The 26,859-nt window shown below is 43.6% G+C and carries 21 protein-coding genes and 1 pseudogene; 3 read left to right on the forward strand and 19 right to left on the reverse strand.

Annotated elements, in window-relative coordinates; all coding sequences use genetic code 11:
* Positions 1–4: 4 nt before the first annotated feature.
* The 3 genes from ACFPZG_RS13540 to ACFPZG_RS13550 all read right to left on the reverse strand — a co-directional run bounded on the left by ACFPZG_RS13540 (position 5) and on the right by ACFPZG_RS13550 (position 4,325).
* Positions 5–1,930, reverse strand: coding sequence for a TOMM precursor leader peptide-binding protein (locus ACFPZG_RS13540; RefSeq protein WP_381427639.1), 1,926 nt, complete (start codon positions 1,928–1,930; stop codon positions 5–7).
* 11 nt (positions 1,931–1,941) lie between these two features.
* Positions 1,942–3,885: a putative thiazole-containing bacteriocin maturation protein gene (locus ACFPZG_RS13545; RefSeq protein ID WP_317940992.1), complete on the reverse strand. Its 1,944-nt coding sequence runs from the start codon at positions 3,883–3,885 to the stop codon at positions 1,942–1,944.
* A 152-nt stretch (positions 3,886–4,037) separates the two neighbouring features.
* Positions 4,038–4,325, reverse strand: a complete 288-nt coding sequence (locus ACFPZG_RS13550) for a heterocycloanthracin/sonorensin family bacteriocin (RefSeq protein WP_317940993.1) — start codon at positions 4,323–4,325, stop codon at positions 4,038–4,040.
* A 279-nt stretch (positions 4,326–4,604) separates the two neighbouring features.
* Here ACFPZG_RS13550 and ACFPZG_RS13555 point away from each other — a divergent pair, with 279 nt between their 5' ends.
* Entirely contained in the window at positions 4,605–6,299 is a 1,695-nt protein-coding gene (locus ACFPZG_RS13555; protein WP_317940994.1) for a M3 family oligoendopeptidase, read from the forward strand.
* Positions 6,300–6,420: 121 nt separating this feature from the next.
* Here ACFPZG_RS13555 and ACFPZG_RS13560 read toward each other — a convergent pair whose 3' ends face one another.
* Positions 6,421–7,374, reverse strand: coding sequence for a zinc-binding dehydrogenase (locus tag ACFPZG_RS13560; RefSeq protein ID WP_283734010.1), 954 nt, complete (start codon positions 7,372–7,374; stop codon positions 6,421–6,423).
* A 112-nt stretch (positions 7,375–7,486) separates the two neighbouring features.
* Here ACFPZG_RS13560 and ACFPZG_RS13565 point away from each other — a divergent pair.
* Positions 7,487–8,740 (forward strand): annotated as a pseudogene (locus ACFPZG_RS13565) (MATE family efflux transporter); the annotation flags it as partial.
* Positions 8,741–8,812: 72 nt separating this feature from the next.
* Here the strand turns inward: ACFPZG_RS13565 and rlmD are convergent.
* From rlmD to ACFPZG_RS13585, 4 genes are all read right to left on the reverse strand, one after another.
* The gene (rlmD, locus tag ACFPZG_RS13570) at positions 8,813–10,180 is read right to left on the reverse strand and encodes a 23S rRNA (uracil(1939)-C(5))-methyltransferase RlmD (RefSeq protein WP_283734009.1); all 1,368 of its coding nucleotides are present in this window, start codon (positions 10,178–10,180) and stop codon (positions 8,813–8,815) included.
* A 258-nt stretch (positions 10,181–10,438) separates the two neighbouring features.
* A complete protein-coding gene (gene cydS / locus ACFPZG_RS13575; RefSeq protein WP_381427617.1) occupies positions 10,439–10,546 on the reverse strand; it encodes a cytochrome bd oxidase small subunit CydS in 108 nt (35 codons plus the stop codon).
* A gap of 12 nt (positions 10,547–10,558) precedes the next feature.
* Positions 10,559–11,584 (reverse strand): cytochrome d ubiquinol oxidase subunit II, encoded by a 1,026-nt coding sequence (locus ACFPZG_RS13580; RefSeq protein WP_317940995.1) that lies wholly within the window; start codon positions 11,582–11,584, stop codon positions 10,559–10,561.
* A complete protein-coding gene (locus ACFPZG_RS13585; RefSeq protein WP_283734008.1) occupies positions 11,581–12,927 on the reverse strand; it encodes a cytochrome ubiquinol oxidase subunit I in 1,347 nt (448 codons plus the stop codon). Before ACFPZG_RS13585 ends, ACFPZG_RS13580 begins: the two co-directional genes overlap by 4 nt.
* 300 nt (positions 12,928–13,227) lie before the next feature.
* Between ACFPZG_RS13585 and ACFPZG_RS13590 the strand changes: the two genes are divergently transcribed.
* On the forward strand, positions 13,228–13,662 hold the full coding sequence (locus ACFPZG_RS13590) for an NUDIX hydrolase (RefSeq protein ID WP_283734007.1): 435 nt from the start codon (positions 13,228–13,230) through the stop codon (positions 13,660–13,662).
* Between the two features lie 29 nt (positions 13,663–13,691).
* Here the strand turns inward: ACFPZG_RS13590 and ACFPZG_RS13595 are convergent, their stop codons facing one another.
* The 11 genes from ACFPZG_RS13595 to ACFPZG_RS13645 form a co-directional block, all read right to left on the reverse strand.
* Positions 13,692–14,639, reverse strand: coding sequence for a diacylglycerol kinase (locus ACFPZG_RS13595; protein WP_283734006.1), 948 nt, complete (start codon positions 14,637–14,639; stop codon positions 13,692–13,694).
* 101 nt (positions 14,640–14,740) lie between these two features.
* Positions 14,741–15,310: a thioredoxin family protein gene (locus ACFPZG_RS13600; protein WP_283734005.1), complete on the reverse strand. Its 570-nt coding sequence runs from the start codon at positions 15,308–15,310 to the stop codon at positions 14,741–14,743.
* Between the two features lie 245 nt (positions 15,311–15,555).
* Positions 15,556–16,986, reverse strand: a complete 1,431-nt coding sequence (gatB, locus tag ACFPZG_RS13605) for an Asp-tRNA(Asn)/Glu-tRNA(Gln) amidotransferase subunit GatB (RefSeq protein ID WP_317940996.1) — start codon at positions 16,984–16,986, stop codon at positions 15,556–15,558.
* Positions 16,986–18,452, reverse strand: a complete 1,467-nt coding sequence (gatA, locus tag ACFPZG_RS13610) for an Asp-tRNA(Asn)/Glu-tRNA(Gln) amidotransferase subunit GatA (RefSeq protein ID WP_317940997.1) — start codon at positions 18,450–18,452, stop codon at positions 16,986–16,988. The genes gatB and gatA overlap by 1 nt, the downstream gene beginning before the upstream one ends.
* Positions 18,453–18,477: 25 nt before the next feature.
* Positions 18,478–18,765 (reverse strand): Asp-tRNA(Asn)/Glu-tRNA(Gln) amidotransferase subunit GatC, encoded by a 288-nt coding sequence (gene gatC, locus ACFPZG_RS13615; RefSeq protein WP_283734004.1) that lies wholly within the window; start codon positions 18,763–18,765, stop codon positions 18,478–18,480.
* Positions 18,766–19,038: 273 nt separating this feature from the next.
* Complete coding sequence (locus tag ACFPZG_RS13620) at positions 19,039–20,148, reverse strand: CamS family sex pheromone protein (RefSeq protein ID WP_283734003.1); 1,110 nt, start codon at positions 20,146–20,148, stop codon at positions 19,039–19,041.
* A gap of 6 nt (positions 20,149–20,154) precedes the next feature.
* Positions 20,155–22,179: an NAD-dependent DNA ligase LigA gene (ligA, locus tag ACFPZG_RS13625; RefSeq protein WP_317940998.1), complete on the reverse strand. Its 2,025-nt coding sequence runs from the start codon at positions 22,177–22,179 to the stop codon at positions 20,155–20,157.
* A 12-nt stretch (positions 22,180–22,191) separates the two neighbouring features.
* Positions 22,192–24,393 (reverse strand): DNA helicase PcrA, encoded by a 2,202-nt coding sequence (pcrA, locus tag ACFPZG_RS13630; RefSeq protein ID WP_381427641.1) that lies wholly within the window; start codon positions 24,391–24,393, stop codon positions 22,192–22,194.
* A gap of 252 nt (positions 24,394–24,645) precedes the next feature.
* Positions 24,646–25,341 (reverse strand): heptaprenylglyceryl phosphate synthase, encoded by a 696-nt coding sequence (gene pcrB / locus ACFPZG_RS13635; RefSeq protein ID WP_283733999.1) that lies wholly within the window; start codon positions 25,339–25,341, stop codon positions 24,646–24,648.
* Positions 25,342–25,428: 87 nt separating this feature from the next.
* Entirely contained in the window at positions 25,429–25,746 is a 318-nt protein-coding gene (locus tag ACFPZG_RS13640) for a YerC/YecD family TrpR-related protein (protein WP_283733998.1), read from the reverse strand.
* 30 nt (positions 25,747–25,776) lie between these two features.
* Positions 25,777–26,859 (reverse strand): DUF3048 domain-containing protein, encoded by a 1,083-nt coding sequence (locus ACFPZG_RS13645; protein WP_317941000.1) that lies wholly within the window; start codon positions 26,857–26,859, stop codon positions 25,777–25,779.

Below are 26,859 nucleotides of genomic sequence, written 5' to 3' on the forward strand. Positions count from 1 at the left end.
CTGGTTATGGGAACGGATGCGGATATGGATTGAGCTGTTCAAGTGTTAACAGTTCTTCCTTATATCCGAGTTCCATTGGCAACCTGAGCACCCTCTCAAGCCCTGTTACTCGGGTAAGATGTTGACCGAATGTCATCGGCAGCATCCCTGGAATCAGGACTTTTACGCAGAACAGTCCGTTTTGTTTTACTTCAGGTGTAGTTTGGTCCACTACGATCACATCGAGGTTCAACCCCCTAAACACCTGGAGAATATCCCGCAGATCATCCGTGAGGTCTGCATGCACTGCCTCCCATTTGAATTCCTCATCAAACGTTCGTAATGGCCGGTTATCATCTAACAAAAACTGTAGGCGTTCTTGCGCTTCCGGCAACCCATACAACATCCCATGATCATCCATCTTCCGTACCAAGGAAGAGTCTTTCAACATCCGCACATATTCCTCCCGGTTAGTCTCCAAATTCTCGTCAAGTATTAGCATCATGCCAGCCAACTCATGAATCGCGCTTTTAGCCGCTCGTATTGGATCCAGATGAGCGCCGGCCGCAGCAATGATATTCAACCCCGTTTTTTTCCTGTTTTTCGCTAGTACCAAAACACTTGGAATTCCATTCTCCATCGTCGAATTATAAAAATGAAGATCATAACCACAAACCGCCCGCACACGATCAATCATCAACTGTAATTCCTGATCATTAGTTGAACAAGGGTCAAGACGTGGTAGTGACAGCTCTGCGTACCAAGTCATCAAGAACGAATCACGCTCTACAACTTCCATAATACCGTAGAAAATGGCCTCCTCTAAGCTACCGCCTAACGCACATCCATTGGAAGTTTCATAGACAATTCCCTCTCCGCCCAAACTGTAATAAGCAAGCAACTCTGGAATCAGAATAGGACGTTCTTCCAAAAATGAATAACCCCAAACCCAATCGATGGAGCGATCAGGATTGAACGGTTTGAACGGAAAATTTGGCAGCGCATACTGTTCCTTTGAATGCACACCTACCTTGAGAGGATTAAGCGCTCGGTCTTTTAGGTTGCGGAAGCTATCATGAACCACTGTTCGTTTTCCACTTGGAGACAATCCACAGTACCGCTCCAACCCCTCCAAAATAGCCGTGGACTCACTAACCTTGTATGAATGAGTCCGGCCTGCCACCCCCTCGTCTCCGGCAAACAACGGCAGATTAACACTTGCATCGGCAAATGGCAGCATGAGGTGATACATTTTACTATTTACCAAACCAGTCCGATCATCTAAGTAATCCTTGCCTAAAATATTTTGCAGGTCATCTATGGAACGACTGCGGTAACTGTCGGTACTGATTTTCAGACTAGATTGCAGTGTAATTCGGGCCGCGGCTGCTGAATCATCGGGTATTTGACTACAGACCGGACACAACGGGTCAGGAAGAAACGAATGCCATGAACTCTTTAGCGATTTCAGATTAATTAAACATAAACGACCTTCCGAACGAGCCTGATTTCCATCTAGTATGCTCTGTACCTCTGATTCGAGAAGGTGCGCCATTTGCAATAATCCCGTACGAGATGCCCAAGCATCACTCGGAGCTCCACCAAGTTCCTTACGTCTCTGTTCCATCTCCCACATCTCTTTACGGTCTCGTCCGGCCATGAGACGTCGCTTGTCTGCACATTGGGAGCAGCCCGGTATTTCCGGACGTACGAGTGGCCCAATCACTCCTTCTCCATATGAAACAATGCCTCGCAGCCAAGGTATGCCGGTTGGCCGCAATACCTCTTCCGCTCTTTTTTGAATGGAAGGATTCAAGGTATCGTGCAAGACCATAACCAGTTCAGTCGTTTCTGGTACTCCCTCTTCGAAATCGTACCGGCGTATTACTTCGTATTGAGTGGATAAATCCCCGCACACACGGTCAGCCAATAATCCTTCTCCAACAACCATTACGACGGCAGTCACCGGTATCCCTCCTCCTCTCGTAACGACACACCAAACAGCCCCGCGATCCCCTCTTTCAAAAATGGTTCAAATGCTAAATCAAATACTAATAGCCGTTTGTGATTCCGTTCTAAGATTTGTATAGCGGAATGCAAAATCTCGGCCTGTCTCTTCTCATCATAAGCGGAGATAACAAGGCTGAGTGGTGCTTTTTCTTCCAGTAGAATAATTTCCTGCGATTGCACCGGGTGTGAAGTCATAAGCGCCTGTTGTAGCGCTTTTCGCAACGCCAATGTACTATTCAATTCTACACCACTATACCAGCCGTCATTCGTTCCGACCCAGATGGCAGGGAAACCGTTTACTTCCTCCCCCAAGCCAATCGCCGGTGCGCCATGCATCGTGGTCAGTGCCTCTAAATAAAACCGGCAATGTTCATCTTCTACCGTATCCACTTGCAACGGAGTAACATGGATTTTTTTATTTATGAGCTGCATGCTTAGCTCTTTGTCCAAACACTTTTGTAATCCCCGGCATATACCTTCCGCAACCGTTTCTCCCGCTCCAACTCCAATGAACTCCTTTTTTTCTACCCCGTTCTCCCCATTTTCCTGGCTTGAAGGTAGGGTCGCAACGAGCAGCTCAACCGCTTGTGACACATATGATTCTATTCCAGCCAATCCCGCTTTCCTCCGCGCTTCCTCATGCGTCAAGTCTGCACAAACAATGTCTGGTAAAAGGTCAGCAGGTCCCTTTGATAACATATCAACCGCCTGAACACGGCACTGAGCTAAAGGTAGCTGCTTGAGATCTCCTTCCTCCCAAATATGAAAAACCCCTGATACATCCGATGTCAACTGGCTAAAGTAAAGTAACAATCCATTCGGTTCATCTTTGCTTTCGTTTCGTTCAAGACGCACATCCAAATCTGTTACCCATTCACTATACACGCGTCCATCCACCAACGGATGAGGCAAAAATGAATGCCAGTTTCCTTCCAACGTCTCTAAATCAAGCAGATAGAATAGGTTCCTCGGTTCAGATTCGGTCACTCCCGTAATCTCTTTAAACAATTCAAATGTGATTACATTGGCTAACATTGCCCCTGCAGTGGCAGAGAAAGCGGTGAACTGCTGCTCTTCGGAAAGTACAGCTCGATGCATGCGCCTCCATGCAGACTCCCAACATATTTTAGAGTCTGGATGCACGAGCGGACCCGCAAGGCCCACATGCTGGTGACATATAGCAGGAAGAAACACCTTCTTCTCTACCCTACAAACCTTTTGAAGCACTCGGAGTTCCTCTATATCGCCCTCCTGGGACACATACAAAATCGAATCAAACGGTTGAACAATTTCATGCCAACAACGTTCCCCCTCCTTCTGCAAGCTGATCTCTTCTACCGTTACCTCTGTGTCTGTTTCACGGGCATGTGCCACGAGTTCCATCAACCGCTGTCTATTGGTCGACTCCGAGTCCGTGATGAGCATATGGAACTTGGGCAATCCAGATTCAAGTAATGAAGAAACCAATGAAACAAAAAAATGACCAGCACCAACTGCCAACACGCTTGACTGACGATAAGTTTGAAATCGGGACGCACTCGAATCTCCGAAACTGTCCAGAAATTCAATTTGGGAAGCATACTTGGTAAGAACTTGATCGGTCAATTGATGAGGAAGGTCCTGGCTCACATCCCGAGCATACTCATTTCGGAACAGTACCTCCGCAATTTCATAGACACGATTCCGATATGGAACAGGCAATCCTTCTGTCAAATCCCCTAACGTATACTTACCGTTGAACATCGGTACCAGTTTTTCAACCCACTGAATGATCCCAGTTCCTTCCACACGAAAAGAACTTTTATTATTCCTAAAATACACACCACCATTTGAATCGGGGAGAAAAAATGTGTCCCTTTTCACTTTCAGGCGCATCATAGGAGTCAAATTCGACATTCCATTCCTCCTTAACAATAGCTATTTCTAAATCAAAATTATTACTAACACTCCAATCCTATGTACCATAACTTGTTTCATATGTTTAACCTTATATAGAAAAGTCCCTGCAACAACTGCAGGGACCTTGGCAATCATGTTTTTTGTTACTATTAACCGTGGCAACGGCCGCCGCAACTACTACAGCGAAAACAATTATGGCAACGGAAACAATTAGAGCAGCGGAAACAACTAAAGCAGCCAAAGCAGCTAAAGCCGCAACGGAAAAAGCCACCGCCAAAGCAACCGCCAATGCCAAAGCCTCCGCCAAAGCAACCGCCAATGCCACCGAGCTGCGCAGTTTGATTTGAAAGAGGATTGTTTTGGTCCCAATTAACTGCCTGACTCGTATTGAACTCGCCAAGATTCAGCATCTGGAGTTCGTTATGGAAATCATTCATTCTTGCACCTCCAATTATATTATCAAGATGTGCTATGAACGTGAAAGGGGAAACACAATAGTCAAAAGTCCATTTACACACTCTATACCAATTTATGAACTGGGGGTGGGGAATGTTACTGCTTTATATGCCTATGATAATCGACTATGTATCCCTTTTTTTCCCCCACAAAAAATTGTTTGTTAATTCTTTTGAAAAAGCTGGATTTGATACCTATTAAAAGCATATTATTAATATTGGGGTTATTAAAAATTTTCTAAAGGGGAGGGAGATTTATCCATGACGCAAGATATAGCTCAAAATTATTATAAAGAATTAATTGATTTACAAGATGTAGAAGGTGTCGAGGCTCAATTTCGAATTTTACTTGAAGTTCCAATTGAATCCATTTCTGACCTAGAAAAGTGGTTAAAGGATGAAAAGGATTTAATGATTAAAATTATGGAGGCGATGATAGGTCACCAAGTCGATTTCTTCCGAAACACAGAGGATGCTGACATCAAGTCAACGTTTCTTCATGATCAGCAAGTCATCCAACCACTTTTAATGAAATATGAGGCAAAACTGAATGAGAAATTCTGTGATTCTCCATATTTCAATCAAATAGATGAAAACCGTTACGGTTTAATGCGTCGCGTTCGCGAGTCCAAAGTTAAATTGTTCAGAGAAGAAAACATTCCATTAATGGTAAAAGAACAAGAACTCTCTACGAAGTATAGTGAAATTATGGGAGGGCTAACAGTTGAATGGGAGGGGGAGGAAAAGCCTTTACCGTTTGTCGAATCCCAACTTGATAATTTAGACAGAGCCGTGCGAAAAAAAGCTTATCTCTTAATAAGGTCAGCCTATCGACAGATTAAGCCCGATATGGATGCCATCATGGATGAGCTCGTTCAACTACGCCATCAAATTGCATTAAATGCAGGCTTTGAAAATTATTGTGATTATATATTTGTGACCAAAAATCGTGAGTATAGTGTTCAGGATTGTTATGATTTTCATGAAAATGTAGAAAAACATATTATCCCTGCTTGGAACAGACTTGCAGATGTTTTTAAGTCTAAGCTAAGTGTCGATACTTATCGCCCCTGGGATAACACCGCTAAACTCTTGAAAAACCCACCATATACCGAGGTGTCCACTCTTATGGATGGCGTTGGTGAGATGTTAGGGAAAACCGACCCATATTTCGCAGACCGTTTCGATTACATGAGAGAGCATGGATTACTCGATCTTGGAGATCGAAAAGGAAAAAGCCCAGGTGGTTTCTGTATCGACTTACCTGTTTCAGGAAATAACTTTGTTTTTGCAAACATGAGCCCATCCTTCTTCTCTCTTATCGCATTAATTCATGAAATGGGTCATGCGGTGAATGGATATCTCCAGTTTTCAGAGCAGGGTCCTCTTGAAGAATACCAATGGCGAGCGGAAATCGCTGAACTGTATTCCCATGGGATGGAATTGCTCTTATTGGATAAACTAAATCAGTTTTACTCAGAAGAAGAATTTAAGAACGCTCAGCGTGAGGAGCTAAGAAGGGCTTTTACAATGCTATTCGGACCATTATCAGGGGATCTCTTCCAACATTGGATGTATACGAATCCTAAACACACCCCCAAAGAGCGTGATGAAAAATTCTTTGAAATCTCAAAACGTTATGGCTTAAACCCTGTCGATACTTCTGGGTTTGAGGAGGAAATTGGAATGAGCTGGGTAGGCACCCTTCATTTTATTCAATATCCTTTCTATACTATTGAATACTCCATCTCGATGTTAGGGGCTCTTCAATTACTTGAGAATTATCAGAAAGACCCAGAGTTAGCTGTCGAATCCTTTAAAAAAGGTGCAAGTGTGGACTACAATCAATCCATCGCAGCTATATATAAAGAAACTGGGGTCAGTTTTGATTTTTCAGAGCCAACTGTCAAACGAATGGGTGAATTCCTAGAAAAAGTCATTCAAGACATTCATTAACGAAGCGGAAGTAAAATGAAAAAGCGAATCCCAAGTTTAAGTCGGGATTCGCTCTTTTTTAAACTTCACACCAATTCCAACCACGTTACAGCCTCAACATGTGCAGTGTGTATGTGGCAATTTATTCAAATATAGCTACTAAGCGCCCTTTTACTTCATGATTTTTGAGTTTTTCTAAGCCTTTGTCGACTTCTTCAAACGGAATGGTAACAAGAGTTGGATTCATTTTACCAGTAGCGAAGCAATCATATACACCTTGTAAGTCTTCTACAGATCCGCCATTACTTCCTAATAGCTTAATTTCTTTTGTAATCATTAAATACGTATTGATATTGGATTCTAATTTACCCATACCAACAATTACAACTGTTCCTTCTCGTCTTACAGCTTCCAGTGCATCAGAAGTTGTTTGGCCAAAACCAGCAAAGTCAACAATGACGTCACACTCTGCTTCTTTCATATCTAAAATTGAGTCGTAAACTTTATGAGCACCTAATTCTTCAGCAAGTTTTCGAGCTTCAGGAGAAACATCTGTAGCGTACACTTCGCAACCTTTAATCTGTGCCATTTGCAAAGCAAATTGACCAAGTCCACCGATACCGATAATTCCTAATTTCGTACCTTCTTTTGCTTGTCCAATACTGAAAAGCGCACGATAAGCTGTAATTCCTGCATCTGTTGAAGCCGCCCCTTCTGCAAAGGTTACGCTTTCGGGAATAATTACACATTGATCCGCAGGAACGCGCACTTTTTCTGCATAACCGCCGTCATAAGTGTACCCCGCAGTTACTTTCGTTTCTCGATTCATTGGGTTAGCCCCGACTCGGTCTCCAACTTTAATGTTTTCAACGCCTTCACCCACTTCAATAACAACCCCAGCAAACTCATGCCCCATAATAACAGGACCATTTGGGAATAGTGGCATCCAACCTGGATCTTGTAATGCTGCAACGTCTGAATGGCATAGACCAGCAGCTTTTACGTCTATCACAACTTGACCAGGAATCGCTTTTGGATCTTCTTTTTCAATTAATTTTAGTGGTTTATTTGTACCTGAAAATAGCCAACCTCTCATACTATCGCCCTCCAAAATTGTTTTACTACTTTCCTTAAAATTTCGGTCCAATCTAGCTTTTGAGACCACCCTATAGGTTGTGGTTACATTTATAGTGTAACTGCTTTCATATACGTTTATGTTGAGCGCATTGTCAGATAATGCAGTGTCGGGCGTGGGGGCTGCTAATCAGTATATTCATATTGCCATTCTCGTGCTTGAAGTTGTCGGAAATGGAGCCGCGATTCTCGTCTCCCAATATCTTGGATCGAAGAGATACTTAGAGGCATCCAAAATTTCAGCACTGGCGATTACGTTGAACCTGATTGTTGGACTGATTATGAGTGTATTATTCGTTCTGTTTTCCAGAAATATTATGATTGCAATGAATTTACAAGGAGATGTATTGGACTACGCCACCAGATATTTGGTCATTGTAGGAGGGGCTATTTTCCTGCAAGCCATTATCAATTCATTGGCAGCAATCATTCGGGTGCATGGCTTTACGAAACAGACGATGCTTGTTTCGTTGGGTATGAATATTTTTCACGTCGTAGGGAATTATTTGCTCATTTTTGGGAAGTTCGGTTTTCCTGAATTAGGTGTTCAAGGGGCTGCAATTTCTTCAGTCGTTAGCCGTTTACTTGCGATGATTGTGTTTTTCTGGTTGCTTTATCGGGTGATGGAGTACCGCGTGGAATTCCGCTATTATATTACGCTTTCAAAAGAATATATAGGGAAAATATTGCAGATTGGCATCCCATCCGCGTTCGAACAAATTATGTACCAAGGCTGTCAAATTGTCTTTTTGTATTACGTCACTTATTTAGGGGCGGAATCGTTGGCAGCTAGGCAGTATGCCGTGAATATCTCCATGTTTACGTATTTATTTGCAATTGCAATTGGAATGGGTACTGCCATTATTGTAGGACGTCTGGTCGGCGGTGATAAAAAGGATGATGCATACAAAAGCGTCTGGACGAGTGTGAAGTGGGCATTGTTGTTCACATTATGTATGGTCGCACTCGTCATGATTTTCCGCTATCCTTTATTAAAACTATTTACGGATAATCCGGCTGTTATTGAAATAGGTGCCACCGTCTTATTGCTAAGCATTGTCCTTGAAACGGGACGGACGATGAATATTGTCATTATCAATTCATTACGTGCGTCCGGGGATGCGAAATACCCCGTCATCATCGGTGCTTTTTCGATGGTCGCCATGAGTTTGCCATTAGGTTATTTGTTAGTTTTCCAATTGAATCTTGGACTTGTTGGCGTATGGCTAGCCATTGCGGCAGATGAATGGGTACGCGCTACCATTATGTACTTCCGATGGAAAAGTAGACGATGGGAAAGATATGCGCTCGTTTCACCAAATAAATAACGAAGATAAAAACAGGAGGAGAAAAATGACGTGTTTTTCTCCTCCTGTTTTAGTTATTTTTATCTTTGTTGTTTATTCTTTTAATGTCAGCAATGCCACGCACTCGACGTGGCTTGACTGCGGAAACATGTCCACTGGCTGCACTTCTTTCGTCTGATAGCCACCATCTTCCAAGATTCGCAAGTCGCGTGCCAGTGTTCCTGGATTGCAGGATACATACACAACCCGTTTTGGTTTATATTTTAGGATCGTTTGAAGCAATTTTTCATCACAGCCTTTACGTGGTGGGTCGACGACTAAAACGTCAAATCTTTTCCCTTCCGCATACCATCTCGGAATAACGTCTTCAGCAGCACCCGATTCGAAATAGGCATTTGTAATGCCGTTCAATTCTGCGTTTCTTTTAGCGTCCTCGATTGCTTGTGGCACAATTTCTACACCGTACACTTCCTTCGCCTTTTGCGCAAGGAACAATGAAATCGTACCGATTCCGCAGTATGCATCGATTACCATTTCCCCACCTGTCAACTGGGCATAGTCAAGTGCTTGTTTGTAGAGCACTTCAGTTTGAGCGGGGTTCACTTGGTAGAAGGAACGTGCCGATATTTCAAACTGGATGTCGCCAATCGTGTCGATGATAAATGACTTGCCGTACAAGCAAATCGTTTCATTTCCGAAAATGACGTTCGTTTTTTCGCCATTGACGTTTTGCATGATGGACGTCACTTCTGGTACAACGCTTTTGATCAGTTCAACGACTGCCTCTTTTTGAGGAAATTTCTTTTTAAGGGTCACAAGGACAACCATGATTTCCCCAGTCGCTTTCCCTTTCCGGACAATTAAATGTCGAAGCATGCCGCGATGTGTTTTTTCGTTATACGCATCCAGTCCAATTTCGTGCATTTTATGCTTCAACGTTGACATCAGTTCATCGGCTTCTGCGCTTTGAATGATACAAACATCGGTATCAACGATGTGATGTGTTTTGGATTTGTAAAATCCTGATACAACCTTCCCATCGCGCTCGGCAAAGGGGATTTGAGATTTATTGCGATAGCGCCATGGATCTTCCATTCCTTTAACGGGATGGACAGGAACGTCTGGCAATTTTGCGATTCGGTCGATGACGTCTCGGACTTGTTTTTGCTTTTGGATGAGCTGTGCTTCATATGACAAATGCTGCAGCTGGCAACCGCCGCATTCCCAGAAGACGTGGCAAGGTGGTGTGATGCGATCAGGAGATGGCTTTTTCACATCAAGCAGACGTGCGAATCCATAATTCTTCAACGTCTTTCCGACTTGGACTTCAACATCTTCTCCAGGTAATGCTCCTGGGATGAAGAGTGGATACCCTTCCACTTTTGCAACGCCCGATCCGTCATGTGTCAAATCCTCAACATGGACAGTGAGACGGTCGTTTTGATTTACAATAAAAGACATGATTTTTCCTCCAAATTTCGTGTGATACAAGTTTAACATTATTTCGTCTAAAAAAGTGAAGGGAAGTCGCCTACATCAGTGCGTCAAAGGTCCCGAAATGACCATATATCTCGGGAAATGATTGATATAAGTTGGGAAATGATCGATAACTCCTCCCAATTGATCGATAAATGCTGGGAAATGATCGATATCCGGCGGGAAATGATCGATAAGTTTTCAAGGCGCAAAAAACAGACGCCACAAGACGTCTGTTTTCCATTAATCCTTCTTATTCACAGAACCGTCCAACGGTGCGACGAGAAACGCGATGACAATGGCAGCAATTAGGATAATAAATGGTGCATAAAAAATTATAAAATTAGACATGATTCATCCCTCCTAAGCATGGAAATTATCCTTTCCACGCACATAGTCTTTATTGAACAGGAATAGGCGCATAAGTAGCACTAGTGACGGGATCAACAAACCAAGACCTAAGATGAAAACTACAACAAGCGAAATCGCCATCGCTGGGTTCGTGAAACTGTCGTAGATCGTTAAATGCGGGTAGAGCAAATAGGGATAATGCGATGCACCGTATCCGAAAAACGCGAATGCGAATTGCCCTGCAAGTAATCCGAACGCCCAACCATAATTGCGTCGTTTCGCAAGTAGCCAAACCGTTCCTACGAACATCAAAAATGAAATAAGGAACATCGGCCAAAATGTCTGGATATTAGTATAGTGATCGAAATTATGCCTCCGTAGCTCGAAAATGATTCCACCTGCTGTGATGATAGTCGGCAGCGACCAGATGAGCGCGTATTTCCGAAGCAAGTCTGTCGCATCGACGTCCCCTGCTTTATTTGCATACCATGTCAGAAATGTAGCGGAAATATATAGTGTTGCCGCGATGCTTAAGACAACTATTGCCCACGTCAGCGGACTCGAGAAAAGAACCCAATAATCGAGCACCGGATGCCCATCTACCATGTCGATGAAGCCGCCTTCCGAAATAGTAAGGACGATAGATAACGATGCAGGTAGCAATAATCCCGCAACGCCGTACATGAACGAATACCCTTTATGTCCACGTGCCCCGTACGTTTCGAATGCATAATACGAACCGCGAATCGCGAGTAGGATAACTCCAATGCTGACAGGTACTAATAATGTCGTTCCATAGTAGAATGCCGTCTTCGGGAAGAACCCGATAATCCCTACGAAAAAGAAAACAAGGAAAACGTTTGTCACTTCCCAGACAGGCGATAAATAGCGTTGGATGACTTTTGTCAGGATCCGATCTTTTCCCGTCAGCAAACTATATGCATTGAAAAATCCAGCACCGAAGTCAATTGCACCGACGACGATATACCCGAAGAGGAATGACCAAAGAACCGAGATTCCTAAGATTTCAAGGTTCATCGTACTTCACCGCCTTTTTCTATATCTCGATCAGCAAGCTCTTGTTCTACAGGGTTTTTAAAGAACATTCGTCTAAGGACGACAATGCTTCCGACTCCAAGGATTAGATATAGCAACGCAAAAAGCATAAGCATTAAGTCGACTTGCCCGCTTGTCGTCGCGGCATCCTCGACACGCATAATCTTGCGAAGGATCCAAGGCTGCCTTCCGACTTCCGCAAGCCACCAACCTGATTCGATGGCGATCATTGTCAACGGTGCTCCAAGGACAATAAGCCAACGGAACCACTTGGTAGACACGCGTCTCCATCCACGATTGACGCCAATCCAATACAATGCGGATAGGATTGTCATCCACATACCAATGAACACCATAATGTTGAATAAATAATGGATATAAAGTGGCGGTATTTCATCCTCCGGAAATTGATCCAGACCAATGACTTCTGCTTTCGGATTATTATGCGCAAGCATGGAAAGCCCAAACGGAATTTCAAGAGCATACTTCACTTCCCCATCACTTAACACGCCAAGCAAAATGAGTGGGGCATTTTCCTGCGTTTCAAAATGCCACTCTGCGGCAGCCAACTTTTCCGGTTGGTACTCCGCCAGGTATTTACCAGAGAAATCTCCGATCAATGCAGTTGCGAGCGAGAAAATGAACCCTAATTTCATCGTTAGAAAAAGAGCTTTTTTATGATAAATATGGTCCGAACCTTTCAGTAATCGGAATGCAGCAATTGCCGCTAACACAAAAGCAGCGGTCATATACGCAGTGATAACGACATGTGCCACTTTCGTAGGCATCGCAGGGTTGAACATCGCGATAATCGGGTTGATGTTTACGAGTTCTCCGTTGACGATGTCGAATCCTTGAGGGGCATTCATGAACGCATTCACCATCGTTATGAATACCGCGGAAAAAGATGCGCCGATAGCAACAGGCACTAATAGCAGTAAATGCTTTTTCTGATTTTCAAATCGGTCCCAAGTATATAAATAAATACCGAGGAAAATGGCTTCAAAAAAGAATGCGAATGTTTCCATGAAAAGTGGAAGTGCAATGACATTCCCGGCAAACTCCATGAAATTTGGCCATAGCAAGGATAATTGCAGACCGATCACGGTCCCTGTCACGACACCGACGGCGACCGTAATTACAAATCCACGTGCCCATCGTCTTGCAAGCAATATATAGTGTTCATCGTTTTTTTTGATACCCACCCATTGCGCAATCATGATCATGAGTGGGATACCGACACCGATTGTTGCGTAAATGATATGGAAGGTTAATGTCAATTCCGTTAGGACACGTGAATAAAAAACAGCTTCTTCATTTCCCATTTACTATTCCTCCTTCAACTTCCGAAAACTCTTCCCACAATGGACAACAACATTATTCCTGCTACGGTGAAAACTATCCACATAAGCCATTTCTCTTGTTTTTTATACACGGATCATACGCCTCCTATGTGAGTAAATCTCCTTGTATCTATATAAGATGACCATCGCTTATTACTTTTCCCTTTTTGGGATCGAAATAACAAAATTGTCACAGCAACCGTGAACTATTTTTGACAACAACACTCTTGAGAGTAATTTGAATGTTTTGTATAATAGAAGGATTAAAGGGAGATGAGCACAATGGAAGTGAAACGAAAAGTTTTAGCTTACATTACAAAAGGGGAAAACACCGAACGCAAAATCCTTGTGTTCGATCAAAAAGGGAACCCTGATGCAGGTTTGCAAGTTCCTGGGGGAACAATCGAAAGGGACGAGTTGCTCATTGATGCGTTATATCGGGAAATTGAAGAAGAGACCGGTATTAGACGTGAGCAACTGGAGTTAAGGGGGAAAGTGCATAAAAGAAATTACTTTCCTGAACATAGAAAAGATGTTATTCATGAGCGGAATATCTTTCATCTTATTTATATAGGAGACGATGAAACTGAGTGGGATAATCTTGTTCAAAGCGAGGGGCAGGACAACGGTATGATTTTCCATTGCCAATGGATGCCGATTCATAATTTACCGCAACTTGCTGCTAGGCAGGATGAAGATATCGAGTTTATTGTCTAAAACAACATAAATAAAAGCTGCAAGGATTCTTAGTCCAATGCAGCTTTTTCATCGTCTTCGTCTAAAACAATTCTGTCTTGTTCCCGCAATTGATCAAGTGTGGCGAACATTTCAACATGGCGGTATTTAATCTCAAATTCGGCGGGTAGCGTTCCGCCATACTCACCATCTAAATTCAGTAGAACTTCCTCTGAAGAAGTGACCTTTATTTTAGATGCTTGCGATGAGATTACTAACGGATCATCCAGGTGTTCACCGCGTAATGCCAAACTAACAACTCGGATGAATTCAGCAATACTACACTTTTTCAATACCAATAATGTGAACTTACCATCATTAATACTTGAATTAGGTGCAAGTTTTTCTAATCCACCTACAGAATTTGTAAGTCCAACGAGAAACAGCATCGCTTCCCCTTCAAACACATTATCATCGTACTCGATTTTCACATTACTCGAATGGAAGGAAGGCAACATCTCGATACCTTTCAAGTAATAAGCAAGCTGTCCAAGAACAGTTTTAAGCTTGCTTGGCACTTCATATGTCAATTCGGTCATCCGGCCACCGCCAGCTATATTGATGAAATGGCGTTTGTTCATAAGCCCGACGTCTACTGGTATTGTTTCGCCCTTTATAATGATATCCACGGCCTCATCAATATCACGGGGAATGCGCAGTGCCCGTGCAAAGTCGTTCGTTGTTCCGGTTGGAATCAGTCCAATTTTCGGTCGTTTTTCGCATGATGAAATACCCGCAACGACTTCATTTAACGTTCCATCACCACCTGAGGCGATGATGACGTCAAAACCGCGTTCTACAGCTACCTTCGCAGCCACAGTCGCGTCGCCTTCCGCGGTTGTCGCATGTACTGATGTTTCATATCCCGCTTTCTCAAGCTTTTCAAGCACGTCAGACAGATGCTTCCGGAATATTTCACGTCCTGCTGTCGGATTATAAATGATTCGTGCACGCTTCATACATGTTCCCTCTCAATCATACAAATTATTGCACTTGCATATGCGTTACTGATCCAGCAATAGGACGCCTTATGTTAAAGATATGTTGCACCCTTTACCCGTCAATTCGTTTTCTGTAGTGCCGGCATGAATGTTTTTCTAATGTCTTCATAGACCGTTAACCATAATTCGGGTTGTGTCGTATATTCTGTCATCAGTTCCGAAATGAATGCGCGTTGCTTTTCGTCGAATGCAGGGTCTTCCTTCGTCGGGAGTTGCTTACGGCGCTCAAGCACATCCTCCTGTATTGCAGTAGCACGTGGACCCCATTTCGCAAGGATTTCCCCTTCATCATCAAGAAGGAGATAAATTGGTATCGATCTTCCGCCATTCGTCAAATGCATATCAATCAAATCTGTATCTTCATCCCGATAGGCAGTCCGAACATCCAATTCAGCAGCTTCTGCAATTCTACGAAGGATTGGATTATTCATCATGGCGTCCCCGCACCAATCTTCAGTTATAACTAAAACATTAGGCTTTTTCTCTTTCAAAATTTCAATGAATTCATCGTCCTGCGGCACTTCGAATTTTTCGTAGATCCCGAAGCTGTTCTCTTTATGCTTCTCCATCTTTTCCATATACGCTTCTAGCGTTATTGCTTCATCAAAATATTGTTTTTCAGTTTTCATAGCTAAACACTCCTTTTCCTTAGTTTAAGTCTATTCGTTAAGACAATCAAATAGGATGCAAAACAAAAGCGGAGGGTGGCGGTTTGCCTCGACAGGCGTAAGGCGGATTTGTGAAACGGCGGTTTTTGCCGTGTAGCAAAGCTGACTTATGACCCGAGAGGCTGCCACCCGAAGCTAGACTTGGAGGCTTTATTTGAAAAACGCCCTATACGAAATTTCTCGCATAGGACGTTCTCCATATTTTGTTATCGCTTGTTAATTTCCTCAAGGAGGATTTTATTGACTAACGGCGGGTTAGCTTGACCCTTCGTCGCTTTCATCACTTGTCCGACGAGGAAACCGACAGCACGGTCCTTACCGTTTTTATAGTCTTCAATCGATTGTTCATTCGCATCTAAAATTTCACTTACGATTGTGCGAAGCGTACCTTCATCCGAAATTTGAACGAGACCTTTTTCTTTCACGATATCAGCAGCGTTTCCACCATTCTCGATTAGTTCCTTAAACACTTTCTTCGCAATCTTGGATGAAATAGTACCATCCGCAATCAGTTTAATCATACTAGATAGTCCCTCTGGTGTTAGAGCTGTATCATGCAGTTCTTTTTGCTCTGCATTCAAATAAGCGGAAACCTCACCCATCAACCAGTTGGAAGCAAGTTTCGCATCGGCTCCAGCAGCAACAGTTGCATCGAAGAAGTCCGACATTTCCTTCGTCAATGTCAATACATGTGCATCATATTCTGGTAAGTCTAACTCTTGGACGTAACGAGCTTTACGAGCGTCAGGAAGTTCCGGGATTTCAGCACGCACACGGTCTTTCCATTCTTGATCGATATGGATTTCAGGAAGATCCGGGTCGTTGATAAATCGGTAATCATTCGCACTTCCTTTAACGCGCATGAGTACGGTTTGGCCTGTCGTCTCGTCATAACGGCGTGTTTCTTGTTGGATTTCCCCTCCAGAAAGAAGGATTTTTTCCTGGCGTTCAACTTCATTCGCAATTCCACGACGTACGTAGTTGAAAGAGTTCAAGTTCTTCAATTCCGTTTTTGTTCCAAATTCCTTCTGACCGAATGGGCGCAATGAAATATTGGCGTCACATCGGAGTGACCCTTCCTCCATACGAACATCGGAAACGCCTGTATATTGGATGATTGCTTTCAATTTCTCAAGGAATGCATATGCTTCTTCAGGTGAGCGGATATCCGCTTCCGTAACGATTTCGATAAGCGGCGTTCCTTGTCTGTTTAAATCGACGAGTGAATAACCGTTATCCGTGTGCGTCAACTTACCTGCATCTTCCTCCAAGTGAACACGTTCGATACGAATCTTTTTCTTTTTCCCTTCAACTTCGATCTCAATCCAGCCGTTTTGGCCGACAGGTCGTTTATCTTGGGAAATTTGGTAAGCTGCAGGATTGTCCGGATAGAAATAATGTTTCCGGTCGAAATTCATGACGTCCGCGACTTCACAATTCAAGGCGAACGAAGCTTTCATTCCGAAGTCAACCGCTCGTTTGTTCATTGTCGGGAGCGTCCCAGGGTATGCCAAGTCAGTGACGTGGATATTCATATTCGGCTCCGCTCCGTAATGGGATGGTGCCGGTGAAAAGATTTTCGTATCTGTTTTCAATTCAACGTGGACTTCAAGCCCAACAATCGTTTCAAAGTTCATTATTCATTCCCCTCCCCTAAAGATGGAGATTGTGTATGAAAATCAGTCGCTTGCTCATAAGCGTGAGCAACTCTGTAAAGAAGCGCTTCATCAAAATGCTTCCCAATGATTTGCAAGCCCACTGGCATTCCATTAGAAAGACCACATGGTACTGAAATCGCCGGAACGCCCGCCAAGTTGACAGAGACTGTTAATACGTCATTTGCATACAATGTCAATTGATCCTGCACCGCGCCGCCAATTTTATAGGCTGTTGTAGCACTCGTTGGACCGATGACCACATCATATTTTTCAAATAAAGTAGCAAAATCTTGAGCAATAAGCGTACGGACTTTCATCGCTTTGACATAAAGATCCTCATGATGATCCGCGCTCAATGCGTACGTTCCGTAAAGAATCCGCTTTTTCACTTCAGTTCCGAATCCTTCAGAACGTGAACGCAAATAAATCTCTTCCAAGTTCTTTGCGCCTTCCGGATGGTAACCGTATCGGATGCCGTCAAATCTTGCAAAATTAGAAGAAGCCTCTGATGTAGCAATCGCATAATAGACCGGTGAAGCGTATTTGGAATGTGGAAGCGTTACCTCTTCGCAAGTTGCGCCAAGGGATTCAAGGACTTTTAATGCTTGCATAACGGACTCTTTTACGTCTTCCGCAACGCCTTCGCCTAAGTATTCCTTAGGAACCGCAATTCGCAATCCTTTAATGTCCCCAGTCAAGCCTGCACGGAAATCAGGAACCTGAATAGGCGAGGATGATGAATCCCACTGATCCAATCCTGAAATCGCATTCAAAAGAAGCGCATTGTCCTCAACAGTTCGAGTGATTGGTCCGATTTGGTCCAATGAAGACGCGAATGCAACAAGACCATAACGAGATACTCGTCCATATGTCGGTTTCATCCCGACAACACCACAAAAAGCGGCAGGTTGACGGACTGATCCGCCCGTATCTGTGCCAAGAGAGAAAGGTACTTCCCCTGCTGCAACAGCTGCAGCTGATCCACCAGAAGATCCACCTGGAACGCTATCCAAATTCCATGGATTATGAGTTGTCTTGAATGCCGAACGCTCTGTTGTTGAACCCATTGCAAACTCGTCCATGTTCAATTTCCCTACGCTGACCATACCGGCTTGGTTAACTTTGTTCATGACAGTCGCATCATAGACTGGAACAAAATTTTCAAGCATCTTGCTCGCACATGTCGTTGTGATGCCTTTTGTAATGATATTATCTTTTATGCCGATTGGCAGTCCGAACAAAGGGCCACGATTTTCCATCGGTTCATTATCTAAAGATTCCGCTCTGGATAATGCTTCTTTTTCAGTCACCGTAAGAAATGCTTGCACTTTTCCGTCAAGCTTCGCAATTTGTTGCAATGAATCTTCGGTCAATTCTTTGACAGAGACTTCCCGATTATGTAAAAGTTGTTGAAGTTCTGCTGCCGACTTTTTCATTAACGTCATATTACATCCTCCTCAAAACCCGTTCTCACAGGATATTCGGAACTTTTATCATTCCGGCTTCATGCTCTTCCACGCTTGCCAACATCTCTTCCCGGTCAAGAATATCTTGCGGAACATCTTCCCGTAGCACGTTGACAAGCTGCAACGGATGAGTCATCGGCTCTATGTGATCTGTTTCGACTTCTTTCAACACATCGCCAAATACGACCAATTCGGAAATGAGATCAGCAAACACTTCAGCTTCTTCATCCGACACGCCGATTTTAGCGAAATTCGCGAAGTATTTTACATCATCTTGGGTAAATTTCGTCATTTGATTTCCTCCCACTGCAATTGTACGACTAATCATACCATCTAACTGTTTTGTTGAAAAGTTACACAGAAAAGCGCAGGGCGCTTGCAAAGGTTCGCAGTCTAAGAACGCCGCGTCCTGCGGCAACGACTGCATGACCGGCATCCTGCCGGCCTCAGGCATAAGGCGAAGATGTGGCGTGGCGGTTTTTGCCACAGAGCATCTTCGAATTATGACCCGAGCTTTTAGCGCCCGGAGCTGGACACCGAAAAGCGCAGGGCGCTTGCTTTGGTATCAGTACCCGTATATATGAACAAATTCCTTTTCTCCAGCTTTCTTTACAATCAATGCCTCTGGACCATTTACTGTAGTGATGCTCACTTCAATGTCGATATTCGGAAAATATTTTTTGACATGATCAGTCAAAAACTGTGTGAAACCGATAATCTCAGTCTTCCCAAAAAATTGGACAGGTATATTAATCTGAAGCGACTGCATACGATCTTCCTTGAAAAAACCTGTTCCAATTACGTTTACGAAGCTTGGGAAGAACTTATCGATATCCTGTTTAAATTTATTGAATGTCGTGTTGATCTCACGATAATTTTCAATGTCAGACGAAGCAGGAAGCAATACATATTGCTCGTTCACTACTTTCCATCCAGACGGTGCAGCCTTCCCTTTATCAGCATAAGCTGTCGCAAAGTAAGTGCCCGGAACAATCGAATTCCTTTTTTCTTGCTTGAAAAGTCCGACGACTATTGGAATATCTGCAAATCCTTCTTTCGCTCTAAGCCTGCTGACAATAATTTCTGCCATGTCCATGCCTTTCTTTTCAAGTTCCTTGTCAGGAATGGTTGTTTGTTTACCATCTCTGCTGTAATAGACTGAATTTAAAGCAAGTCCTATGGATATTCCGGATAGGTGCACTTTCCTATCATCCGTCATCGTCAAATAATTCTGCTCCAATATATGAGCAAGATAGATTGGCTGTTCCTCAGCATCCTCGCCCTTTGCTTCCGGTGGATTCAAGCCAGCCTCATTGTTGGAACTTCTTGCAAGCCAAGTATTGGCAGTATCTTTATCGATATACTGGCCTTCCTGGAAAAAATGATTTTTCGGATCAAAATGCTGGGCAGATAGGCGCATTAGGCCTTCTTCCGACTCCTGGACATCATACTTCGTGTATATATTGTTAACAACTAGCCCGCGGCTTGCGCTTTTCTTAAAAGGAAGCAGAGTCCTGTAAAACTCGTCTTTCAATTGAACGTCGGGAATCATTACTGTTTCCTCGACCTTTTCATTTTCCTGGATGACTTCCTCTTTATCTGGGCCGATTGAAGGTAGACAGCCTCCCAACAAAAGGACGGCCGCCATGCCGGGTACTGCTAAGAACCTTTTCATACAAAATTACTCCTTTTCGCCGAGCGCATCGACCAACTCTGTTTCGTTCCAAACCGTGATGCCAAGCTCTTGCGCTTTAACAAGCTTGGATCCTGCGTCTTCACCAGCAATGAGAAGGTCCGTCTTTTTACTGACGCTCCCACTCACTTTACCACCCATTGCCTCTATTTGTTCTTTTGCGTCATTACGTGTCAAAATCGAAAGTTTCCCTGTCAACACAACCGTCTTTCCAGCAAATGGCCCTTCAGTCGGTAACTCCTCACGTATTCGGCCTTTATATATCATATTCACGCCATATGATTTCAGCTTGTCAATCACTTCCTGGACATCTTCATTTTCAAAAAATGAAATGACAGAGTCCGCGACTTTATCACCTATTTCGTGTATAGATGTAAGCCTATCCGCATCGGCCATTGCAATTTTCTCAAGCGTACCGAATTCTTCCGATAAAATATGTGCCGCCTTTTCACCAACATGTCTGATGCCGAGTCCGAATAATAACTTTTCCAAAGAATTCTCTTTGGATATGTCAATCGCAGATATCAAGTTCGATGCAGATTTCTCCCCCATTCGTTCCAGTGATAATAATTGGTCTTTTGTAAGGGCGTATAGATCTGATACATCATGAACGAGCCCAGCAGTATACAACTGGTCGACAACACGCTCCCCAATCCCTTCGATATTCATCGCATTGCGAGATACGAAATGGATTAGTGCTTCTTTCATCTGTGCCGGACACTGAGGATTTACACATCTTAATGCTACTTCTCCATCAATCCGGATAAGCTCGGAATCACATACCGGGCAATTATCGGGCATTTCGTAAGGTTTTTCCATTCCTGTCCGTTGTTCAAGGAGAACACTGACGACTTCCGGGATAATATCCCCTGCTTTACGAATAATGACAGCATCGCCGATCCGAATGTCCTTTTCACGGATCAAGTCCTCATTATGAAGGGATGCCCTTGCCACTGTCGTTCCGGCAACTCGTACTGGTTCCAAAATCGCTGTAGGGGTGACAACGCCTGTCCGACCAACACTCAGTTCTATATCTAAAAGTTTCGTATGAACCTCTTCCGCTGGGAATTTGTAAGCAGTCGCCCATCTTGGACTTCTTGCTGTGAATCCTAATTGCTCCTGATCTTCATAGCCATCCACTTTAATGACGATGCCATCTATTTCATAATCTAGATCCTGTCTGCGTTCCTGCCAAGATTCAATATACTCGATCACTTCTTCAATTGAACTGCATCGCTTACTTCCTGTATTCGTCTTAAATCCAAGTGTAGCAAGATAATCGAGTGAATCCGAATGGCTGTCTTGTCCATACGCACTTCCATCCCCGCCGATTCCGTATATGAATACGGAGAGGTTGCGGCTTGCAGCAATTTTCGGATCAAGCTGTCGCAACGATCCCGCCGCAGCATTCCGTGGATTTGCGAATGGCTCTTCACCGTTTTCATCACGCATTTCATTCAATTTTATAAATGATTTTTTCGGCATATATGCCTCACCGCGGACTTCGATTGTTATAGGTTCTGACAGTTTCAAAGGAATCGCGTGGATTGTCTTCAAGTTCGCTGTGATGTCCTCCCCAATTGTTCCGTCCCCACGTGTCGACCCTTGAATGAAATTGCCTTTTTCATATTTTAATGAAACGGCAAGTCCGTCTATCTTCAATTCACAAATATACGTGATGGAATGGCCTGCACCTGCTTGTACCCGTCTATCGAAATCACGAATATCCTCTTCATTAAACACATTCGATAGGCTCAGCATCGGAAATTCATGGACCACTTTGCTGAAGTTAGAAAGGATTTCCCCTCCAACGCGTTGCGATGGAGAGTCCGGGAAAATCAAATCTGGATGCTCCGCCTCAATGGCTAACAGTTCCTGCATATGTTGATCATAAACAGAATCAGGGACAACCGGCTTATCTAATACATAATAGGCATGTCCATATTCTTTGAGCAGGTTATTGAGTTCCCGCACACGTTTTTCAACTTCATTTCGATTTATTTTTTGGTCCATGTTTTCCTCTCCCTACGCTTTTTCTATCGGAGCGAATTTAGCAAGTAACCGCTTGATGCCGACTGGTTCTGGGAATGCGATATCAAGTTCAAGATCGTCTTCTTTCCCTTTCACGCTGACGACCATGCCAGTTCCCCAAGTTTTGTGGGTCGCCTTGTCGCCCGCTCTCCAGCCCATCTTCTCTCCACCGCTCGATTGATATTTCGGCTTTTTGACTGCAGTTCGAACAGGCACTTCTGTTCTTCTATACCCGCCAAATGAAAAGCCTTGATTGTTATTCGATGTCACTTCAATGATATCATCTGAAATTTCAGCAATGAAACGTGATGGATTATTATAACTTGAGCGTCCAAACAACGTCCTGTAGGAGGCGCAAGTTAAGTAAAGCATACGCTCCGCCCTCGTTATTGCGACATACGCAAGTCTGCGTTCCTCTTCCATTTCTTCGTCGTCCCCTATGGATCTTGAGTGAGGGAATATATTCTCTTCCATCCCGATTACAAAGACGACTGAAAATTCAAGTCCTTTTGCGGCATGCATCGTCATAAGGACGATTTTTTCGGATGTTTGGTTCTCTTCTTTATCCAATGAATCGATGTCCGCAATAAGCGCAAGATCTGTCAGGAATGCAACGAGAGAGCGGTCTCCCTCATCTTCCTCTGCTCTTTTTTCAAATGCCTCCGTAACGGAAAGGAATTCCTCGATATTTTCCAATCGGCTTTCCGATTCAATCGTTTTTTCACGTATAAGCATTTCCCGATAGCCTGTCTTTTCTAACACTTGTTCAACTAACTCAGTGATCGGCAAGAACTCCTGCATTTGTGTGAATCCGTGGATCATATCTCTGAACTTCACTGCTTCATTTGCCGCTCTTGCTGTCAGCCCCATGAAATGCACTTCCTGTAAGGCGTCGAAAATTGAACGGTCATTCTCAATCGCAAATTGTGCCATTCTGTCGAAAGATGTAGCACCAATGCTCCGTTTCGGTTCATTGATAATCCTTGCAAGCGCCAGGTCATCATCGTTATTCGCAATCAGTTTTAAATAAGCCAATAAATCCTTAATCTCTTTTCGATCATAGAACTTTGTGCCTCCGACAATCGTGTAATCCAAATTGGATTTCACAAGATATTCCTCAATCATACGGGATTGCGCGTTCGTTCTGTACAGTATTGCGAACTGATCAAGCGTTAGATTTTCGCTTTCCTTCAGCTCGATGATTCTTTGTACGATAAATTGGGATTCATCCCGCTCGTCAGAAGCCTTGTAGACGGTAATTGAATCGCCTTCTGCGTTATCTGTCCGCAATTTCTTATCGTAACGACTACGGTTGTTTTGGATAACATCGTTTGCTGCTCGCAGGATGTTTTTGGTCGATCGATAATTTTGCTCAAGCAAGATGACTGTTGCGTCTTTATAATCTTTTTCGAATGAAAGAATATTTCCAATATCGGCACCACGCCATCTATAGATAGACTGGTCTGAGTCACCGACAACGCATAGATTTCTGAATTTCGATGCCAACATATTTACGAGTCTGTATTGGGCATTATTCGTGTCTTGGTACTCATCAACATGGATATATTGGAATTTATTTTGATAAAATTCGAGGACTTCCGGTACGCGTTCGAATAGTTTGAGAGTCATCATGATGAGGTCGTCAAAATCGAGTGATTGGTTTTGACGAAGTTTCTTCGTATACCCTTCATAGACAGTTGCAATTGTCTTTTCATATGGGTTATGCGGATTGATCTGTCCCTTAAAGTTTTCCGCATCGATGCATTCATTTTTTGCCGAACTGATTGCGCCAAGCATTGCGCGTGGGTCATATTGTTTAGGATCAATATTCCGTTCCTTCAGCACGTTTTTAATGACAGTCAATTGGTCCGATCCATCAAGGATAGAAAAGCTTTTTGCGATCCCAATCCGATCGATGTCTCTTCGAAGGATACGAACACACATTGAGTGGAATGTGGATACCCACATCCGCTCGCCTGTTCCGGGTCCAAGTAGACCGTCGATCCGATTACGCATTTCTCTTGCTGCTTTGTTTGTAAATGTGATGGCTAATATATTTGAAGGGTAGACATTTTTTTCGACAATCAGATAGGCGATGCGATGTGTAAGTACCCTTGTTTTACCTGAGCCTGCGCCTGCCATGATGAGGAGTGGGCCTTCGGTTTTTTTTACTGCGCGGGCTTGTTCCGGGTTCATGCCGACAAGCAAGTCTGCTGCTATTTCATTCAAAAGTAATCCCGCCTTTCGTGGAACGTTTGTTCTTTATTATACATTATCGAAAGATAAATAACACTGTTGATTTCCGCTTCGGGCGGACGCTTTCCGCGGGCGTCGCTTCAGCCTCCTCACTACGCTTCGCTTCGTTGCGGGGTCTTCTGCTGACGCTTTTCCCGCAGGAGTCGCCGCCCTACGCTTCAATCAACGGAGCTTCTTAAAAATATTTAGATCTTATATTAAAGGTACAGTTTTCACTGCTTCTACAGTGGACAAAGCAGCTTTCATGTCTTCATAGATGATGTTGCCTACTATGACTGTTTGGGCTATGGAGGCCATTTCTTTGGCGTCTTTTGCGCAACGGACACCTCCACCGTAGAATAGTTGTGTTTTTTCTAATACACGGGCGGCGGCTTTGACAATTTCTTTGTCTCCGTAAGTGCCGCTATATTCGAGGTAGAATACTGGCAAGTTAAAGAGATGCTCTGCCATGCGTGCATATGCAATGACATCTTCTTCGTCTGGGACTTCTTGTACACCTGTCAGCTTGGCCGCTTTGCAATCGGTGTTCAGAATGCAATAGCCTTCTGTTATGACCTCATCCCAATTCATCATATGACCGTATTCCTTAAGGGCTTTGTGATGGATGCCATTCACCCATTCTGTCTTTGTTGAGTTAAGGACTGTCGGGATGAAATAATAATCAAAGCCAGGCGTTACGGATTCGACCGTTGACACTTCAAGCGCGACCGGTACGGAGTATCTCCGTATGCGTACCAATAGATCGAGGACATTTTCGAGTGTTACTCCGTCCGTTCCACCTACGATAATGCCATCCGTTCCAGATTCAGCAAGTCTTTCGATTTCATCATCCGTCAAAGTTTTAGCAGGGTCCACTTTAAAGGCGTGGCGCCATTGTCTATAATCCATTGTTTTACCACCTAATCCATCAAATTACGTTGTCATCTTCTATCCCACAGTATACCAAAAAAACAGGCGGAACGTTTCTCCGCCTGTTCACTTCTTATCGCTATTTTCGATGAGCTCCGGGTAGAGGCGGTTCAACACAGTGTTATAGCCCCCCGAACCGTAGTCAACACAACGCCTGACGCGTGAAATTGTTGCTGTACTTGCTCCGGTTTCGTTTTGGATTCGATCGTATGTCTTTTTCTGTTTCAATGCATGAGCCACTTCTAACCGCTGAGCCATCGATTGCAATTCGCTCATTGTGGATAGATCATCAAAAAACATATAGCATTCCTCGAGATCCTTCAACTCCAATATGGCTTTGAATAGCTTGTCTGTCTGCTCACTTCGGATTTTATTTATTTGCATGCAAGTTTCCCCCTATTTCCTATCGTTCGTTCAAGGAGTATAAGTGACTGATTTTGAGATTCCCGAAGTTGGAACAATATGGACCCATGTTCTTCCTGGAACTAATTTAGCTAACTCGCCATTCTCAACAGGCACTAAAAAACCGTCAATATTCTTCCATTCCAATTCTTTGGCAATACCCGCCTGGAACAGAATTGCTTTTCCGCCACTTTCAATATCGACGGCCAGTCTGCCTACACTATCGATTGTGCGGTGGCCTGCCTCAAGAACGAGGATATTGGAAACTCCAACTGGCGTGTCATTCAATTTATCAATTGTTTTGATGCCATTTACCATCCGGTCATACGTTGCATTTTCCGGATCATATGAGAATGTGGATATGAAATTTTTATCCGAACTGAAACGAATGTCGATCATTGTTGCAATATCCCCTACTCGTGCATCCTCGACGGAATCATGGAAGGCGAACTCAGGTACCTTCACGATTTCAGTAGATGAATTTGTTTTTTCCATAGCGGCTTTGATATTCTCTCCGCTAATATAGGAGTTATGTGGTGCTTTTCTGTCCGATGATCTTTTGAATAAAGTTCCGTCATATTGCATGCCATTTATATGATCGACATACTTTCTGTCCAATAAAGCTTTTGCATCCGGACTATAACCGTGTGCAACGTAAAACGCGTCCATCCCTTTTGACAAATAAACAAAATAATCCCGAGCACTTCGGATTGGCCCCACCGTTTCCGGAAGTTCACTTTGGAATAATGCCAAGAAGCGTGTCATATTCCCTTCAGCAAGGAATTCATATACGACATCTGCCTGGCTGATTCCCGATTGGGGTCTGGCCGCCGGGTGGTTGTTGATTGTTGCAAGAACAGGTCTGGCCCAATTTTCATCCTCCGTTAACGCACCTATGAACGGCGATTGAAAACGCAGCGATCCGTTCACTTCATCCTCATCTTCAGTTTCTTCGACTACTTCTTCAACTTCATCATTCTCCGTGGGCTCTGGATTTTTTTCTTCTGCGCCCACCTTTTCATCTTTCGAACACGCTGACAACAACAGCAACAAAATGGCCATTCCTATAAGCCATCCCCTCATATTCCCCTTCAT

Origin of the sequence: Sporosarcina thermotolerans, assembly GCF_042658975.1 — a bacterium.
Classification (GTDB): domain Bacteria; phylum Bacillota; class Bacilli; order Bacillales_A; family Planococcaceae; genus Sporosarcina; species Sporosarcina thermotolerans.